The sequence below is a fragment of the Planktotalea sp. genome (assembly GCF_018607965.1).
GTDB lineage: Bacteria > Pseudomonadota > Alphaproteobacteria > Rhodobacterales > Rhodobacteraceae > Planktotalea.
In genome coordinates this window covers 1-17,958 of record NZ_JABBAM010000177.1, presented here as the reverse complement: position 1 = coordinate 17,958, position 17,958 = coordinate 1, and the positions used below count along the sequence as shown (strand labels likewise).

Here is a 17,958-nt window from a genome sequence, read left to right as displayed (position 1 = left end):
GTTACCTCACAGCGACCTCAACGCTGCGCGTCTACCAATTCCGCCACGACCGCGACAACCAGCAGGTCTGGACGATATAGTTGAGGCAAATTGCGATGCCAAGAGTAAATCGCCTCAAGCTCTGTAAAACTCTAATGCAAGTTGATGTTGCTTCTGGCATTACACACTCGGCGCGCGCTTCGGCCGAATGCGCCAAGCTATAAATAGGACTGCGCTTACCCCCAGAACCACTGCGAATCCTTCAACCTCAATCCCCTTAAAGAAGACCCGTGACATCAAGCGATCTGGCAGCAACGTGAACACCCCTGCCCCAATCAAGCCCTCCGCAGCACCCAAAATACTACTCTTGTGCGCTTCAATATTACCAGCGCGTGCATAGCGTACAGCATTGAACAACGAATAGAGCGTGAGCAAAGACAAACCGTAGATCGGGCTAAACGGGCCAATCAGCCGTATGTCTTGAATCGCAAATGAACTGAGCGCCGTGAGCGCCATCCCAAGAACCCACACGCGCCCAAGGATCTTGTGCAACCGATCTCCTTTTCGCCGCCACAACATGATGGGCGCGAGACAGAGCGAGAGCATGGCGCAAGCCGCATGAAATTGGATGACAGCGCTTTCGTTAAAGAGCGGGGTAAAATCCATGTTAAACGTCCTTTTCCAAAGGTGATGAATTAAGTTAAGACATCCCTTCAACAGGTGGCGTTCAACGTCACGCAACAATGTGCCCAAACGCGGAGCGCCTTCGTGAACGACAGCCCAACGCAACACGCGCTTCGTGAAATACGTCGTGCTTTTACGTCTCGATTGACGCTTTTGAGTCTCGCGGCTGTTGTTGCATTGCTTGGAATATCGGGGCCCTTTGGAACGTTGGAGCACCTCGCCTTTGGGCCGCGCCTTGCTTACTGGGCCGTCATCGTGCCGTTGACCTTTGGGATTGGCATGGCTGTTTCTGCATTCGTGGCGCACAGCCTGGGCCGATCCGAACAAACCCTACTCGTTTCCAGCTGCGTCATTGTCGCAACCGCAATTTCAGTTGGGATTACAGTCTTGCTGATCAACTGGCTGGCGTTTGGTATTGCCCCCTTCAACTTCACATATGCTGGTCCCTTGTTGGCCTCGGTTATGGCCACAGCTGCCGTTATCGCGGGCATTTTGTACTATGTGTCGGGGTTAAGTGAGGTCCCAGCTCAGCAACGTGCGCCCACGACGGTGCCTACTTTGATGGACCGCATCGCGCTGGACAAACGCGGGTCCCTTATTTCGATGTCTGTCCAAGATCACTATGTCGAAGTGACGACCACCGCGGGATCTTCGCTTTTGCTAATGCGGCTGACAGATGCGATGCGCGAAACAAGCGGCATAGACGGGTTACAGGTTCATCGGTCTCATTGGGTCGAACGCGCGCATGTCGTTGCGACCGAACGCGATGCGGATAAGGCGCTGCTCACTCTGTCTGATGGACGTACTTTGCCTGCAAGTCGCAGTCATATCAAAGCTCTTAAAGACGCGGGCATTCTGCCGAGATAAAGAATGAATTGCGCAGCTTTCAGGCGCATAGTACCCCTCGCCTATGGTAGAGTGGAAAATCTCAAAAGGTCCTATTGGGTACGAAGACGCTGCGGCCTGCATGGAAGCGCGTGCAGACGCGATTGCCGCTGGAACCGCGCAAGAGATGATATGGCTGCTCGAGCACCCGCCGCTTTATACAGCAGGTACGTCTGCGAACCTGGTTGATCTGGTCGATCCCGAGCGTTTTCCAGTCCACACCTCTAAACGCGGAGGGCAATATACATATCATGGTCCGGGTCAGCGCGTCGCGTACGTTATGTTGGATGTGGGTAAACGCGGCCGTGATGTGCGCGCGTTTGTGCAAGCGCTTGAAGCCTGGGTAATCGCAACATTAGCAGAATTTAACGTCACAGGTGAGATTCGCGACGGTCGCGTCGGTGTGTGGGTCGCGCGCCCTGACAAACCTGTGCAAGCAGATGGTGCAATCGCAGAAGACAAGATTGCTGCGATCGGGATACGTTTGCGAAAATGGGTTAGCTTTCACGGGATTTCGATAAACGTCGAACCTGATTTAGAGCATTTCACGGGAATCGTTCCGTGTGGAATCACGGAACACGGCGTGACAAGTTTGGTTGATCTTGGACTGCCTGTTGGGATGGATGATCTGGATGTCGCCCTAAAGCGTTGTTTCAAAAAGACTTTCAATCCCATCGACTAGCTTCTCTCACTTGAATTCAGCAAATCCCTTTGCGATTTACCTAAAATTCATTCCCCCTCAGGTACCCAGCGTCTTGAAATGGGGTGAAGTGCGACAATTAATGTTGATCTGCGTCAAACTCAGACATTGAAGCCTAAGGGGAAGCGAACTAGAACCTCTAATGAAATACCTGACGTTGAAAGACACTCTTTTTGCGCCACTTAAAATCAAATCAGCAGGAGGCACGCATGGCAGACGCAGCCACTCAAGGCCATGAACACGAAGATCAACGCGGCTTCTTTACCCGTTGGTTCATGTCCACGAACCACAAAGATATCGGTATTTTATACCTCATCACGTCAGCATTGGTTGGCTTCATCTCGGTAGCCTTTACAGTCTACATGCGTTTGGAACTAATGGAGCCGGGCGTTCAGTACATGTGCCTAGAGGGTGCTCGCATGTTTGCGGACGCTGCATCTGAGTGTACGCCAAACGGACACCTTTGGAACGTTTTGATCACTGCGCACGGCATCTTGATGATGTTCTTCGTTGTGATCCCAGCGCTTTTTGGTGGTTTTGGTAACTACTTTATGCCGCTACAGCTTGGCGCGCCGGACATGGCGTTCCCACGTTTGAACAACTTGTCCTATTGGATGTATGTCGCGGGTACGACGTTGGCGGTTTGCTCCGTCCTTGCACCGGGTGGCAATGACCAACTTGGTTCGGGTGTCGGTTGGGTTCTCTATCCTCCGCTTTCCGTACGTGAAGGTGGTATGTCGATGGATCTCGCGATCTTCGCGGTACACGTGTCTGGTGCAAGTTCGATCCTAGGTGCGATCAACATGATCACGACCTTCTTGAACATGCGTGCTCCGGGCATGACGCTTTTCAAAGTGCCGTTGTTCTCATGGTCGATATTTGTAACCGCTTGGTTGATCCTTCTGGCCCTTCCAGTTTTGGCCGGTGCGATCACGATGCTTTTGACAGATCGTAACTTTGGAACGACCTTCTTTGATCCAGCAGGCGGCGGGGATCCAATTCTCTACCAACACATCCTGTGGTTCTTTGGACACCCTGAAGTCTACATCATCATCCTTCCCGGTTTTGGTATCATCAGCCACGTCATCGCAACGTTCTCTCGTAAACCGGTATTTGGCTACCTGCCAATGGTTTGGGCGATCATCGCGATTGGTGCACTTGGGTTCGTCGTTTGGGCGCACCACATGTACACGGTTGGCATGTCCTTGACGCAGCAGTCTTACTTTATGCTCGCGACAATGGTCATTGCGGTGCCGACGGGTGTTAAGGTCTTCTCTTGGATCGCCACGATGTGGGGCGGCTCGATCGAATTCAAAACACCGATGCTTTGGGCGTTTGGTTTCTTGTTCCTCTTCACAGTTGGCGGCGTGACCGGCATCGTTCTGGCCCAAGCGGCCGTGGACCGTGCCTATCACGACACCTACTATGTCGTGGCGCACTTCCACTACGTGATGAGCTTGGGCGCGATCTTTGCCATCTTCGCAGGTATCTATTTCTACCTGCCGAAGATGTCTGGACGGATGTATCCTGAATGGGCAGGCAAGCTGCACTTCTGGGCGATGTTCATCGGCGCAAACATTACCTTCTTCCCACAGCACTTCTTGGGACGTCAGGGTATGCCACGTCGTTACATCGACTATCCTGAGGCGTTCGCTTACTGGAACTACGTCTCTAGCTGGGGCGCATTTCTGTCCTTCGCATCGTTCCTCTTCTTCTTTGGCGTCATGTTCTACACGCTGCGCTGGGGCGCACGTGTGACACAGAACAACCCATGGAACGAGTATGCAGATACGCTGGAATGGACACTTCCATGCCCACCGCCAGAGCATACTTTCGAGCAGCTTCCAAAGCAGGAAGATTGGGACAAAAGCCCAGCACATTAAGCTGAGCCAGAAACTTAAAAAAATACAAAGCCCCGGTGCATGTCATCGGGGCTTTATTTTTGTCTATCGACCACTAGATCTTTGATAGACGATGTAAGACGGAAGCCAAAATGCCCTATAAATGGTCCGATGCTAAAACGGATGGAACACTCGAGCTAACGCTTTGGGTGCATCAATCTTTGACCCCACGCGGCATGGCTATATTTGTGCTCGCAACCTTTGCACTCATATTGCTCCCATTATTTGGGCTTTTGGGAACGACGCTATTATGGGCGCTCCTTCCTTTCTTGATGATCGCCGTTGGCGGAATATGGTTTGCACTCAACCGATCCTACATTGATCAAAGTACGCGAGAAATTCTTACCGTTTCATCCGCGCTCACAGAGTTGCGCCGCACCAATCCAAGAAAAGACCCTCTACGGTGGGATTGTAACACCCATTGGGTAAGCGTGAACTTGCACCCAACCAGCGGCCCAGTGCCAAACTACGTGACATTGCAAGGCAATGGCCGCGAGGTTGAAATCGGTGCGTTCTTGAGCGAAGAAGAACGCAAGGCGCTGTATGCAGAGTTGATAGCTATGTTTAAGCGATAATTAATTCAAGGCAGTTTTTCAGTTATGCAAGAGCAAGCACAAATAGCAAAGCTGCGACGCAGAATCTTCAGTACAATCGCTAAAATGGGGGGGGCACGTTTACTTGGACTGTTGCCCCTCTCTCCTGCTGAAAGCGCAGCACTTGCGTTACGGAAGTTTCAGATCGAATTGCCTGAACATGCAACCACCACATTTGCTATCCCTTTGGTCGGCGCGCACCAAGTCAGCGATTGGAGCGTGATTGAAAAAACTCTCGCACGATCACTCAAAGCGCTTATCGCGCAAAAAAACCCGAACTGGCGTGCTGTGGTTTGTTCCCAGACGCGCCCGAACGCGATTGCACTAGACCCGCGAATTTCTCACATTCCGTTTGAGATTGAAGTTGCCGGTCATGACAAAGTCGCCAAGCTGCAAACATTGGCGCAGCACTGCCTTCAAGACCATCCCGTCCCGGGGTTCTTCATGCCGTTAGACGGCGACGACCTTCTTGAACGCAACTTCACACAGGGCCTACACAAAAACGGCAGGCATGGCGTGTTGGTTTGTGGTGGATACATTGTAAATTCTGCGACGGGACGTGTTGGCGTCACCCGTAACAAAAGCTGGCGCGCGCCCTTACAAAAACCGTTTTGGAAATTCTGCGGCAGCTGCATGGCACTGCCGGTAGGAAGTGCTTCAAAAGCTGAGACCGCGTTTTTCAAAGCGCTCGCAGAGCATGAACATCGCCTCTATCCCTATCTCGCGACGCTAGCCGGGTATCGGTTGATCCATCTCGACAAACCCAGCGCATTATACGTCATCAACCACGGCGAAAACTTCGAGACACGGCGTGGAAGAGGGGGATTCAAACAGCGATTCATAGAACGATTTTCGGTGTCGGGAGAAAGCGAGTTGTCAAACATACAATCCGCTTTCCCTGGTTCAGGCGATTTGATCATCCAGCACAAAGCCGATCTTTGACAACAGGGCCAACTGATCCAAAATCCATTTGCCCTGTATAGCGCCCTTTAAGAATCCCCATAACTTTGCCCATGTCACGGATCGACTCAGCACCGATTTCAGCAATCGCGTCATTCACAGCTGTGGCCACTTCGTCTTCGTTCAATTGGCGCGGCAAGAATTCTTCAATCACCGTAATTTCTTCACGCTCACGTTCGGCAAGGTCGATGCGACCGCCCTCTTCGTATGCGCGGGCACTTTCAAGACGTTGCTTGGTCATTTTTCCAAGGATCGCAAGGACTTCGCCTTCGCTTGAACCTTCTTCACTTCCTTCAGATCTGGCTGCAATATCACGATCTTTGATCGCTGCATTGACTAAGCGCAGCGTAGACAGACGAACTGCGGCCTTGTCGCGCATCGCTTGCTTAAGGGCTGCATTTATTTTTTCTCGCATAATCGCTCCAAAACCATCCCCCAATACGGAAGAGCCTTGGACCTTAGCCAAAGGTGCCCACCAGCGCAAGGGAGGTGATATTATTTAAGTCATTGAATTTGTTGAATTTCGTTTTTAGTCTTTTGCTTGACCTTACACGAGCAGGAACATAGTTTCGCTCAGATTTAACTCGCACTTTGCGCGTAAAACTTACCTTTGGGGGAACTGCCACATGCCCACATCCACTCAAACACTCACTGACGTCCAAAATGCAACAAAGCCCACAGCCTGTCTCGCGCTTGCAGATGGAACTGTCTTTTACGGACACGGGTTTGGAGCGACCGGTACGACGGTTGCCGAGCTTTGCTTCAATACAGCGATGACAGGGTATCAAGAAATCATGACCGACCCATCTTATGCGGGCCAGATCGTGACATTCACCTTCCCACACATCGGCAACACGGGAACAAATCCTGAGGACGATGAAGCGGGTGACCCTGTGGCAGCAGGGATGGTTGTAAAATGGAACCCGACAGAGGCGTCAAATTGGCGCAACACTCAAGAACTCGGCGATTGGCTTGCAGCGCGTGGGCGGATTGCGATCGGTGGTTTGGACACGCGGCGCCTGACGCGTACGATCCGCCAACAGGGTTCCCCACACGCAACGCTGGCGCATGATCCCGATGGTAACTTTGACGTTGCCAGCCTTGTTGAGCAGGCAAAGGCGTTTTCAGGCCTTGAAGGTCTGGATCTCGCAAAAGACGTGACGTGCGCTCAAAGCTATCACTGGAATGAAATGCGGTGGGCGTGGCCCGATGGGTACCCAACACAAGACGCCCCCAAGCATAAAGTCGTCGCTATCGATTTTGGCGCGAAACGCAATATTTTACGCTGCCTTGCCTCTGCGGGTTGTGATGTGACCGTGATGCCCGCATCGGCAACTGCTGAAGAGATTCTGGCACATAACCCCGATGGTGTTTTTCTATCAAATGGCCCTGGTGACCCAGCAGCGACTGGTGAGTATGCTGTCCCCATGATCAAAGGCATATTGGATCAAAAAGACTTGCCTGTTTTTGGAATTTGCCTTGGACATCAAATGCTTGCTTTGGCCATTGGAGCGAAAACCATAAAGATGAACCATGGTCACCACGGCGCAAACCATCCTGTCAAAGATCATGACACTGGCAAGGTTGAAATCACGTCGATGAACCATGGGTTTGCGGTTGATAGCCAGAGCTTGCCCAGTGGCGTCATCGAAAGTCACGTGTCACTTTTTGACGGATCAAACTGTGGCATACGACTAGAGGGGCGTCCGGTCTTTTCTGTTCAGCATCACCCAGAGGCCAGCCCGGGTCCGCAAGACAGCTTCTATCTGTATGAACGGTTCGCACAAAACTTGGCGGATCGAAAGCGAGGCTAAAGCGCTCTCATTTTGCGATAGTTAATACGCCCTTAACCTAAGCGGGCTCATAAGACCCAGATGCGAAACATCTGGGTCTTTTTATGAACTCACCTCAAATTCGGCTTCTTGAACCAAATGGCCTGCCAAAAAAGCGTGCATTTAAACGTCAACTTGGACGCATGCTGGTCGAACGTGGGTAGATCAAAACGTCCGATGTTTTAGTTACTCTTGGACATCAGCGCATCAGCGATATGCAACTTGGGCAGCTTTTACTGGCGCAAGGTTTGGTTTCAGAAACTGATCTATTTCAAACTCTTGCGCTACAGAATGACGTTTTGTTCATTGATGGCACTGAAAAGCCGGCAGATTTCAGTCTCCAAAAACAGCTCCAACCACATGAATGCTTGCGACTGCAAGCGGTCCCTTGGATGCGCAAAGACGGCGCAACTGTTCTCGCAACCAGCGCACCAGAGCTTTTTGCACAAGCCGCCGCGATGCTGCCAGCGCACATGCATCCGGTTATCCAAGCGATTGCCAGCCCATCCGACATCAATGATGCGATACGCGCGAACGGTGACATCGCGTTTGCAAAACGTGCAGAAACACTTGTTCCTGAACACCTTAGCTGTAGACCACTGCCCGCACAGCTCAAAACGATACTGGCGCTCGCCCTACCCTTGTTGGCGATTGCGCTTTCAATGCATTGGCTCAGTTTTGCAGGACTTTACCGCGCTGTTTTCGGTTTTGCGATTGTTATGGTGTGCACTGGCATAACGCTTAAGACTGTAGCAGCTTCTTTGCACTTGTTCAGCACCGCGCCCAAGAACAGTCTGACACCTGTCCTGCCAGATAAGCTGCCACGCGTCAGTTTGTTGGTTCCATTGCACGATGAAAGCGATGTTTTGAACGCACTGCTGCACCGCATTGGCATGTTGATGTATCCCAAATCCCACCTTGATGTTCTAATTGTTGTCGAGGCCGATGATACAGCGACGCGCGCCCATTTAGAGGCATCATCATTACCAATTTGGATGCGCGTTTTAATCGTCCCTCCTGGTCAAATTACAACGAAGCCTCGCGCCTTGAATTATGCGTTGCCCTTTTGTCGTGGCGAAATCGTTGGAATCTACGATGCAGAGGACGCCCCCCACCCCGAGCAAATTAATGACGTCGTCGCCACCTTTCATGTTGAACCCAAAAAAGTCGCCTGCATTCAAGCCGTACTAGATTTTTACAACGCGCGCTCGAATGCACTTTCTCAGTTTTTTGCGATTGAGTACGCAACTTGGTTTCGGCTGATCCTTCCCGGCCTTGCGCGTATGGGGTTTGCGGTTCCACTGGGCGGCACGAGTGTATTTTTTCGCCGAGATGTCTTGGAAGAATTGCACGGATGGGACGCGCATAACGTCACCGAAGACGCCAATCTGGGCATTCGACTTGCACGAGCAGGATATCAGACCAAGCTGATAAAATCGGTCACTTTAGAAGAAGCTAACAACAAAACATGGCCTTGGATAAAGCAGCGTTCGCGTTGGTTAAAAGGGTACCTCATCACCTACTTTACCCACATGCGCCGTCCGATGCGTTTGCTCTTTGAACTTGGCGCTTGGAAATTCTTAGGCTTTCAGGCGTTCTTTCTATCTTCCATTAGCCAATACATGCTCGCACCCCTTATCTGGTCCTGCATGTTGCTTTATTTTGGTGCGCCTGTTTGGATGCAATCCGCACTACCGACAGAGTTCCTTAACACAATGATGTTTGCCTTAATTGGAATGTGGATCGCAAGCATAGCAGTCTACATCATTGCTGTTTCAGGCGAGAATCATCGCCATCTTATCCCGTGGTCTATCCTCATGAGCATCTATATGGCGCTTGGCACCCTTGCCATCTACAAAGGCGCTTGGGAGCTGGTAACCAAGCCGTTCTATTGGGAAAAAACAGCCCATGGACACAGTAATGAAGACTTGGATCAAGCGCCCTCAGTCGAGTCAGCGTCAAGTTTGAGGCGCGTCACAAAAGCCACCGAAATGTGATTGCGCAAGGCATGCTGCGCACCGTCTTCGTCACGTGCAGCAATCGCTTCGACGATAGCGTGGTGCTCTTCCATTGCGACCGCACCCCGCCCTTCGGCTGCCAAGGACGTTGTCGCCATCAAAGCCATAGACCGATGGACCAAATCAAGTTGGCGCACCAAGAATCGATTGTGCGAAGCGAGGTGAATTTGCTTGTGAAACCGCCGGTTTGCACGAGACAAAGCAGACGGATCGTTGGTTAATTTTCGATCATCTTCAACCATCCCTCGCAACACCTGCACCTCTTCGGCAGTCGCGTGCTGGGCCGCCAATCGCGCAGCAAGCCCCTCTAATTCAGAGCGCACAACATAAAGTTCAGACATTTGATTATGGCTGAGTGACGCCACGATCAGGCTACGTCCATCACGCGCAAGCAGATTCTGTGTTTCTAACCGCTGCAAAGCCTCGCGAATGGGCGTGCGAGATACGCCAAAGCGTTCCGCAAGATCGCTTTCAACCAATCGATCACCAGGTTTGAAAACACCAACATCAATCGCTTCAAGAATAAGAGAATAGGCATCAGTCTGCCCTGACCGTGTTTGACTCATGCGTTGTCTCCAGTCTCGTTTTGCCAAGCTTATGCGCAGGTCCGATTACGATCAACCTGTTGTCACTTATAGCTTTTCCCGATAGCGTATCCAACATGCCAAAACATCATTTTTCACATGTACGTACTTGGGTTTTCGACTTGGATAACACGCTTTACCCACCACACATGTGCTTGTTCGATCAGATTGAAGTCCGCATGACAGCTTATGTCATGGACGCGCTTGGCGTCGATCGCAAACGTGCGGATTATTTGCGCGGACACTACTGGCGCACGCATGGCACGACATTGGCAGGCTTGATGCGCGAACATGATGTGGATCCCGCGCCCTACCTCACGGATGTGCATGACATTGATTTTACGGTGTTATCCCCTGATCCCGAGATGCGCGCCGCGATCACAGCCCTGCCTGGACGCAAGATCGTCTACACCAACGGCTGCGCACCCTATGCGCAAAATGTCTTGCGCGCGCGTGGGTTGGATGGCCTGTTCGATGCTGTCTATGGGGTGGAGCATGCAAAGTTTCATCCCAAACCAGATGCGTTGGCTTTTGATACAGTTTTTTTATTGGACGGAGTTAACCCCAAAGAAGCCGCGATGTTTGAAGATGACCCTCGCAATCTAAAAGTGCCTAAAGTCTTAGGGATGCGCACGGTTTTCGTGGCCCCAGAGGCCCTGAAACAAGACCACATCGACTACCATACAAATGATCTCGCAGGGTTCTTGATTACGCTCGTTTAAACTTGCGGCGATTTGCCTATGGCACTCGCATCCCAAACACCTATCTCTTATTTAGCACTGGAGAGAGCCATGGATCACGACATCATCGTTTCAGGCGGCGGAATCGCTGGCCTAATTGCTACAGCCGCTTTTGCGAACGCTGGGTTTGATGTACTTTGCGTTGATCCAGCCCCGCCGATCACCTCACGCGATGCAACTGGCGCGGACCTACGCAGTACTGCGTTTTTGCAGCCCGCGCGCCAGCTTTTGATCGACATTGGCCTTTGGGATCGCCTCGCGCCACATGCCACACCTTTGCAAATCATGCGCATCATCGACGCAGGTGGCCCCGAGGTTGAGGCGCGCGTGTCTAAAGAATTCGACGCCTCAGACATTTCTGATTTGCCGTTTGGGTGGAACCTGCCAAACTGGCTTTTGCGCCGTGAAATGGCCACCCATTTGGGCGATCTTCCAAATGTGACGTATCGAAATGGCGTAGCTGCGAACACGTTGTTTACTCGGACAGCTGAGGCGCGTGTTGGATTAAGCGACGGAACTCGCGTGAAAGCGCGTTTGGTGATTGCGGCGGACGGTCGTGGCTCTGCCATGCGTGATGCCGCTGGAATTGATGTAAAAACAACGCGCTACGGACAAAAAGCACTAGCTTTTGCAGTGACGCATACGCAGCCGCACGAAAACGTATCTACCGAAATTCATCGCACTGGCGGTCCTTTCACTTTGGTGCCCCTGCCAGATTTTGAGGGCAAGCCAAGCTCAGCCATTGTTTGGATGGAAGACGGGCCAAAAGCGAAAGCCTTGTTCGAATTGGACGTCGAAGCCTTCGAGGCCAATATGAATACGCGCTCCTGCGATGTCTTGGGGCGGCTCAAACTCGCCTCGCAACGCACGCTTTGGCCGATCATCAGCCAACATGCAGAACGTCTTAGCGGCGAACGTATTGCGCTGGTGGCAGAGGCTGCGCATGTTTTGCCCCCTATCGGGGCGCAGGGCTTGAACATGTCCCTCAGCGATTTGCGGAGTTTGCTTGACCTGGCAATCACACGACCAGAGGGCCTTGGCGACGTGGCAATGCTGGACGCCTATCACAAAGCCCGCATCAACGATATTCGCCTGCGTGTCGCGGGGATCAACATGTTGAACAGGACGTCAATGCTAAGTGCGCCCCCGTTACGGGACGCACGCTCTGCTGGTTTGAATGCGCTCTATAGCTTTGCGCCCCTCAGAAAATCGATCATGCAAATGGGGCTTGGGGCGAAGGGCTAGAGAACTTGATCTAGCACTTTCGTTAGACGGCCCATTGTGCCGTCCACATCATAAAGCTTGTCGAGGCCAAACAGACCCAAACGGAATGTGCGGAAATCATCAGGCTCGTCACATTGCAGCGGAACACCTGCTGCGATTTGCATTCCAAGTGCTGAAAACTTGCTTCCGTTCTGGATTGCAGGGTCATCCGTGTAGCTGACCACAACGCCCGGCGCACCGTAGCCATCTGCAGCAACGGATGTGATGCCTTTGCTCTTCAAATAGGCGCGCACTTCATTACCAAGCTGCCATTGCGCGGCTTGAAGTTTGTCGAACCCATATTCTTTGGTTTCGATCATCGTGTCGCGGAACGCACGCAACGCATCGGTTGGCATGGTCGCGTGATACGCGTGGCCACCGTTTTCATACGCTTGCATGATCTGGTACCATTTTTTGAGATCGATCGCGAAGCTGTCGGATGTTGTTTCGTCCAAACGCGCAATCGCGCGCTCTGACATCATAACAAGCCCTGCCGAGGGCGACGCCGACCAGCCCTTTTGCGGGGCAGAAATCAACACGTCCACGCCCGTCGCTTTCATATCGATCCACGCACAACCAGACGCGATGCAATCCAAAACCATGAGCGCGCCAACCTCGTGTGCGGCAGCAGCCAGCGCTGTCACATAGTCATCAGGCAGGATTACGCCCGCAGATGTTTCCACGTGCGGGGCAAAAACGATTGCAGGTTTTTCTGAGCGAATTGTTGCAACGACTTCATCAATCGGTGCAGGTGCAAACGGCGCGCGCGTGTCGTTTCCGGTTTGGCGCGCTTTCATCACTGTGCAGCTTTGCGTCAAACCGCCCGTTTCAATGATCTGGCTCCAACGATAGGAAAACCAGCCATTGCGTACGACCAAAACATCCGCGCCCCGCGCGAACTGTCGCGCAACCGCTTCCATGCCATAGCTTCCGCCACCAGGGATCAGCGCCACACTGTCTGCGCCGTAGACCTCTTTCAACATGGACGAAATATCGTTCATCACGCTTTGAAACGCGCCGCTCATGGAATTGAGGGAACGATCTGTGAACACAACAGAAAATTCCTCGAGACCATTCGGGTCAATCGTATTGAGCAATGCAGGCATGGGGTATCTCCAATTCAAGTTATCTCATAAGTAACGCGCGTGCTGCCTATTGGCAAAGTCTACCTTTGCATACCAACTTATCCCAGTGGGCCGGGGCGACGTTCTTCGGACAACAGCACGTTTGCTTCCACCTCGCCCACGCCGGGCAATGTCATAATGCGACGGCGCAAAACCCGCTCGAAATCAGGAATATCACGCGCAACGACGCGTAGGCGGTAGTCGTACATACCAAGCACGTGTTCGATTGTTTGCACCTCGGGGATCGCGCTAACGGCGCGTTCAAAATCCTCAAGGCTAACACGGCCTTTCGTCGCCAGCTTCACACCCAGAAAAACCGTCACGCCAAAGCCCAGTTTTTCATGGCCAAGAACCAACCGTCGCCCACGGATCGCGCCCGCCTCGTGCAAGCGTTTGATCCGTCGCCACATTGCGGGTTGGGACATATCGAAACGTCGCCCCAGCGCCCCTGCCCCAAGTGTTGCATCCTGCGCCAAGGCGCGCAGAACTTTGCGATCAACGTCATCGAGATCAATCATAGAGGCAGCCCCTCACCCTGTTTGATCCGTGCCACATGCATCAGCGCCTCGATATCTGCGATATGCGGCAGGCTTAGGATTTGTTCGCGGTAGATTTGTTGATAATGCGCCATCGTGCGCGCGATCACGGACAGACGCACGTCAACACGGCCTAGAAACGTTTGAATTTCGATCACATGCAGCACATTTCGTGCGGCTTCGATGAATTCGTCAAACGCACGGCTCTGGGTTTTATCCAAGGTAATCCGCAGACTGACCTCAACCGCATAGCCCAAGGCTTGCCAATCAATCACCGCTTGCTGGCCGCCCAAAACGCCACTGGCTTGCATTTTTTCGATGCGGCGATAGCAAGTTGCACTGGTAAGATCACAGCGCGCAGCAAGCTCTGCATTCGACAGCTCAGGCGCTGCTTGCATCTGGCGTAGTATGCGCCGATCTACATCATTAAGCATGATATTTATCAAAAATTACGTTTTTACGAATGTATATTTCCATAAATTGGCAATATATATCATTTCAGGAAAGTTCAACGATGCGAAACGCGTAAATTACTCTCAATACCTGATTCCAACCAAAAAGGACGAACACCATGCGCGTTTATTATGATCGTGATTGCGACGTTAACCTCATCAAAGAAGCAAAAGTTGCCATTCTTGGCTACGGTTCCCAAGGTCACGCACACGCGCTGAACCTGCGCGATAGTGGCGCGAAGAACGTTGTTGTTGCGCTGCGTGACGGTTCCCCGTCCAAAGCAAAAGCTGAGGGCGAAGGCCTGAAAACAATGGGCATCGCAGAAGCGGCGGCATGGGCGGACGTGATCATGTTCACAATGCCCGACGAACTTCAGGCAGAGACTTACAAGAAATACGTGCACGACAACATCCGCGAAGGTGCAGCAATCGCATTTGCACATGGCTTGAACGTACACTTCGGCCTGATCGAGCCAAAAGAAGGCATCGACGTCATCATGATGGCGCCAAAGGGTCCGGGCCACACGGTTCGCGGCGAATACACCAAAGGCGGCGGCGTTCCTTGCCTTGTTGCGGTTGATCGCAACGCATCCGGCAAAGCGCTTGAAATTGGTCTCTCCTATTGCTCCGCAATCGGTGGCGGTCGTTCCGGCATTATTGAGACTGACTTCCGCGAAGAGTGCGAAACTGACCTCTTCGGCGAGCAGGCTGTTCTTTGCGGTGGTATTGTTGAATTGATCCGCATGGGTTTCGAGACGCTTGTTGAAGCCGGTTACGAGCCTGAAATGGCTTACTTTGAGTGCTTGCACGAGACAAAGCTGATCGTGGACCTGATCTATGAAGGCGGCATCGCAAACATGGATTACTCCATCTCCAACACTGCAGAGTACGGTCAGTACGTTTCCGGCCCACGCATCTTGCCATACGATGAAACAAAGGCCCGCATGAAAGCGGTTCTGAGCGACATTCAGTCCGGCAAATTCGTGCGTGACTTCATGCTTGAGAATGCTGTTGGCCAGCCAACAATCAAATCATCACGTCGTGCAAACGACGAGCACCAGATCGAAGTCGTCGGCGGCAAGCTGCGCGACATGATGCCTTGGATCTCCGCAGGCAAGATGGTCGACAAAGCGAAGAACTAATCGCTTCGTAAATCGATACAATACTAGGATTGACCCCAGCCTCGGCTGGGGTCATTTCTTTTCAGCATGAGTGATACCGCAACCCCCGAAAATCCTGGCCTGTTGAACTGGGTTCTACTTCTGCTGCTTGGCGTGATCTGGGGATCGGCGTTCATGTCGATGACTATCGCGTTGGATGGGTTTGGACCTCGTATGCTGGCCGCTAGTCGGGTTTTGTTCGCAGCACTTGCGCTCAACATTCTGGGCGCAATGATCGGCCAACCCATCACGGCAATTCGCAAATTAGACGGCCGCCGCGCATGGACCATTATTTTTGCGATAGGTGCTATTGCCCTCGCCATGCCAATGCTGATGCTCACATGGGGCCAACAACACGTTCCAAGCGCGTTTGCGGGCGTTGCAATGGGGGCGGTTCCGCTGCTGGTTCTCCCCCTTGTTTACATCTTCTCTCCCGAAGAAGGCATCGGCCCACGCCGCATCATTGGAATGATCGTTGGCTTCATCGGATTGGCAGTCCTCATCGGACCAAGTGCGTTTTCAGGCACAGGCAGTGATCTGGCCTTCTGGGGACGTCTTGCGTGTATCTGTGCCGCGTGTGGCTATGCTATTGGGTCCGTGCTAACGCGGCGCGCCCCGAAAATGCCGCCCATCGCACTCGCCTCTGGGACCATGACCGCGGCTGCATTGATCATTGTGCCCTTCGCACTGCTCACCGAAGAATTCCCAACCGACTTCACAATTCGCCCAAGCATCGCACTGCTCTATGCAGCACTTTTGCCGACAGCACTTGGCGCGATCATACGCGTGCGGGTCATCACCACAGCGGGTTCCCTGTTTATGAACATCACCAGCTATATGGTGCCTGTTTGGTCCGTCATTTTCGGCATAACGCTGATGGGGGAAAGCTTGCCAGCGCAGCTATACACTGCACTGGCGCTTATTTTGCTGGGTAGCTTCATTAGCCAAAGCCGCGCGATTATGGCGGCAGTAAAAAGAGCTTAGGCCGTCGCGCGCGCCACTTCATCAACGATGCGATCCACGACATCCTCCAGCAGGTCCGCATCTTCGCATTCTGCCATAACGCGGATCAACGGCTCTGTTCCAGATTTACGGATCAACAAACGACCTTTACCAATCAATTCCTTTTCGGCACCTGCAATCACATTCTGTACGTTTGCATCGTCTAAAGGTGTTTGCCCAAGGGCGTAGCGCACGTTTTTCAACATCTGCGGAACCGGTTCAAACACATTGATCAATGCAGAGGCTTTGCGCCCCGTTCGCGCAAGCTCACTCAGGAACTGCAAGCCCGCCATAAGACCATCTCCTGTGGTCGCATAATCGGTCATCACGATATGGCCAGATTGCTCACCACCCAAGTTGAAGCCATTTTTTCGCATCTCTTCAACAACATAGCGATCACCAACATTTGTGCGCGCAAGGTTCAATCCCTTGCCCTCAAGATGCCGTTCCAGACCCAAGTTCGACATCACAGTTGCAACCAAAGTATCACCGTTAAGGCGTCCCTCTTCAGCCCAGCGACCAGCAATCAGACCCATGAATTGATCGCCGTCCGCAACATTTCCGTGTTCGTCCAAAATGATGCAACGATCCGCATCACCATCCAAGCAGATGCCAACATGCGCACCATGCGAAACAACCGTTTGCGACGCTGTCATGGGTTTGGTTGATCCACAGTTTTCATTGATATTATAGCCGTTCGGCGACACGCCAACAGGGATCACATCGGCACCCAATTCCCAAAGCACTTCGGGGGCAGCGCGATAAGCCGCGCCATTCGCGCAATCGATGACAACCTTCATTCCATCCAATGAAATGTCGCTTGGAAACGCGGCTTTCACACGCTCGTTATAGCGTGCGCGTCCATCATAAATGTGGAGGGTACGGCCAATTTTCATAGGTTCGACGAGCTCGACACCAGACGTGACCAGCGCCTCAATTTCCATTTCAGCTTCATCGGACAGCTTGAAACCGTCTGGGCCAAAGAATTTGATGCCATTGTCTTCGTGCGGGTTGTGGCTCGCTGAAATCATAATCCCAACATCAGCACGCATAGAGGGCGTCAGCATTCCAACAGCGGGCGTCGGAATTGGGCCCATCAAAAACACGCTCATACCCGTGGACGTCAACCCTGCCGTCAGCGCGCTTTCCAGCATATAGCCAGATAGGCGCGTGTCTTTTCCAATCACCACGCGGTGCACATTCGCTTGATTTCGTCTAAAATAGATACCTGCCGCCGCACCAATACGCAGCGCCATTTCAGCGGTCATTGGGTACGTATTGGCTTTGCCACGCACCCCATCAGTTCCAAATAACTTTCTAGTCATAATTCTACTCCTGCCGTCGAGGCCTGAAATAAGGCCAACGCTTGCCTTGTCTGTGAAACATCATGCACTCGCAAAATTTGAACGCCTTGCTGCACCGCGACAAGTGCTACAGCAATGGAACCGGGCGCACGATCGGACGCATCTGGTGCTTGACCGATATCACGGATGAACCCCTTGCGCGATGCCCCAAGAAGCAATCCACATCCCAATCCATGAAACA

The 17,958-nt window shown here is 52.4% G+C and carries 19 protein-coding genes; 11 read left to right on the top strand and 8 right to left on the bottom strand.

The genetic code is table 11. The annotated features are described in order from the left end of the window. Window positions 1-159: 159 nt before the first annotated feature. A complete protein-coding gene (locus tag QZ279_RS15515; RefSeq protein WP_293452644.1) occupies window positions 160-645 on the bottom strand; it encodes a DUF2306 domain-containing protein in 486 nt (161 codons plus the stop codon). A gap of 102 nt (window positions 646-747) precedes the next feature. Between QZ279_RS15515 and QZ279_RS15510 the strand changes: the two genes are divergently transcribed. From QZ279_RS15510 to QZ279_RS15490, 5 genes are all read left to right on the top strand, one after another. Further along, window positions 748-1,530, top strand: a complete 783-nt coding sequence (locus QZ279_RS15510; RefSeq protein ID WP_293452642.1) for a LytTR family DNA-binding domain-containing protein — start codon at window positions 748-750, stop codon at window positions 1,528-1,530. 43 nt (window positions 1,531-1,573) lie between these two features. Beyond that, entirely contained in the window at window positions 1,574-2,230 is a 657-nt protein-coding gene (gene lipB, locus QZ279_RS15505; protein WP_293452640.1) for a lipoyl(octanoyl) transferase LipB, read from the top strand. Between the two features lie 227 nt (window positions 2,231-2,457). After that, window positions 2,458-4,131, top strand: coding sequence for a cytochrome c oxidase subunit I (ctaD, locus tag QZ279_RS15500; protein ID WP_293452638.1), 1,674 nt, complete (start codon window positions 2,458-2,460; stop codon window positions 4,129-4,131). A gap of 110 nt (window positions 4,132-4,241) precedes the next feature. Then, window positions 4,242-4,724: a DUF2244 domain-containing protein gene (locus QZ279_RS15495; protein WP_293452636.1), complete on the top strand. Its 483-nt coding sequence runs from the start codon at window positions 4,242-4,244 to the stop codon at window positions 4,722-4,724. Window positions 4,725-4,835: 111 nt separating this feature from the next. Beyond that, the gene (locus QZ279_RS15490) at window positions 4,836-5,684 is read left to right on the top strand and encodes a hypothetical protein (protein WP_293452633.1); all 849 of its coding nucleotides are present in this window, start codon (window positions 4,836-4,838) and stop codon (window positions 5,682-5,684) included. Here QZ279_RS15490 and QZ279_RS15485 read toward each other — a convergent pair. Next, entirely contained in the window at window positions 5,659-6,117 is a 459-nt protein-coding gene (locus QZ279_RS15485) for a GatB/YqeY domain-containing protein (protein WP_293452630.1), read from the bottom strand. The two genes, QZ279_RS15490 and QZ279_RS15485, sit on opposite strands and share 26 nt — an antisense overlap. Window positions 6,118-6,328: 211 nt before the next feature. Between QZ279_RS15485 and carA the strand changes: the two genes are divergently transcribed. Together carA and QZ279_RS15475 are read left to right on the top strand one after the other, a co-directional pair. Next, on the top strand, window positions 6,329-7,516 hold the full coding sequence (carA, locus tag QZ279_RS15480) for a glutamine-hydrolyzing carbamoyl-phosphate synthase small subunit (protein ID WP_293452628.1): 1,188 nt from the start codon (window positions 6,329-6,331) through the stop codon (window positions 7,514-7,516). A gap of 233 nt (window positions 7,517-7,749) precedes the next feature. Next, window positions 7,750-9,531 (top strand): glycosyltransferase, encoded by a 1,782-nt coding sequence (locus QZ279_RS15475; RefSeq protein ID WP_293452625.1) that lies wholly within the window; start codon window positions 7,750-7,752, stop codon window positions 9,529-9,531. Here QZ279_RS15475 and QZ279_RS15470 read toward each other — a convergent pair. After that, entirely contained in the window at window positions 9,468-10,118 is a 651-nt protein-coding gene (locus tag QZ279_RS15470; protein ID WP_293452622.1) for a GntR family transcriptional regulator, read from the bottom strand. The two genes, QZ279_RS15475 and QZ279_RS15470, sit on opposite strands and share 64 nt — an antisense overlap. A gap of 95 nt (window positions 10,119-10,213) precedes the next feature. Between QZ279_RS15470 and QZ279_RS15465 the strand changes: the two genes are divergently transcribed. Next, the gene (locus tag QZ279_RS15465; protein WP_293452620.1) at window positions 10,214-10,858 is read left to right on the top strand and encodes a pyrimidine 5'-nucleotidase; all 645 of its coding nucleotides are present in this window, start codon (window positions 10,214-10,216) and stop codon (window positions 10,856-10,858) included. A 69-nt stretch (window positions 10,859-10,927) separates the two neighbouring features. Further along, a complete protein-coding gene (locus QZ279_RS15460) occupies window positions 10,928-12,121 on the top strand; it encodes a UbiH/UbiF family hydroxylase (protein WP_293452617.1) in 1,194 nt (397 codons plus the stop codon). Here the strand turns inward: QZ279_RS15460 and QZ279_RS15455 are convergent. The 3 genes from QZ279_RS15455 to QZ279_RS15445 all read right to left on the bottom strand — a co-directional run bounded on the left by QZ279_RS15455 (window position 12,118) and on the right by QZ279_RS15445 (window position 14,233). Continuing rightward, the gene (locus tag QZ279_RS15455) at window positions 12,118-13,245 is read right to left on the bottom strand and encodes an aminotransferase class V-fold PLP-dependent enzyme (RefSeq protein WP_293452614.1); all 1,128 of its coding nucleotides are present in this window, start codon (window positions 13,243-13,245) and stop codon (window positions 12,118-12,120) included. The two genes, QZ279_RS15460 and QZ279_RS15455, sit on opposite strands and share 4 nt — an antisense overlap. A gap of 77 nt (window positions 13,246-13,322) precedes the next feature. Further along, window positions 13,323-13,781, bottom strand: a complete 459-nt coding sequence (locus tag QZ279_RS15450) for an Lrp/AsnC family transcriptional regulator (RefSeq protein WP_293452611.1) — start codon at window positions 13,779-13,781, stop codon at window positions 13,323-13,325. Further along, a complete protein-coding gene (locus QZ279_RS15445) occupies window positions 13,778-14,233 on the bottom strand; it encodes an Lrp/AsnC family transcriptional regulator (RefSeq protein WP_293452608.1) in 456 nt (151 codons plus the stop codon). Before QZ279_RS15445 ends, QZ279_RS15450 begins: the two co-directional genes overlap by 4 nt. A 137-nt stretch (window positions 14,234-14,370) precedes the next feature. Between QZ279_RS15445 and ilvC the strand changes: the two genes are divergently transcribed. Both ilvC and QZ279_RS15435 read left to right on the top strand, forming a co-directional pair. Beyond that, window positions 14,371-15,393 (top strand): ketol-acid reductoisomerase, encoded by a 1,023-nt coding sequence (gene ilvC, locus QZ279_RS15440; RefSeq protein ID WP_293452605.1) that lies wholly within the window; start codon window positions 14,371-14,373, stop codon window positions 15,391-15,393. A 66-nt stretch (window positions 15,394-15,459) separates the two neighbouring features. Further along, the gene (locus QZ279_RS15435) at window positions 15,460-16,395 is read left to right on the top strand and encodes an EamA family transporter (protein WP_293452602.1); all 936 of its coding nucleotides are present in this window, start codon (window positions 15,460-15,462) and stop codon (window positions 16,393-16,395) included. On the opposite strand, the gene glmM is transcribed toward QZ279_RS15435, so the two are convergent. Further along, window positions 16,392-17,738, bottom strand: coding sequence for a phosphoglucosamine mutase (gene glmM / locus QZ279_RS15430; RefSeq protein WP_293452599.1), 1,347 nt, complete (start codon window positions 17,736-17,738; stop codon window positions 16,392-16,394). The genes QZ279_RS15435 and glmM overlap by 4 nt on opposite strands. Then, window positions 17,735-17,958 (bottom strand): dihydropteroate synthase (locus QZ279_RS15425; RefSeq protein WP_293452596.1); only part of this gene is annotated, 224 nt, incomplete at its 5' end. The genes glmM and QZ279_RS15425, both read right to left, overlap by 4 nt.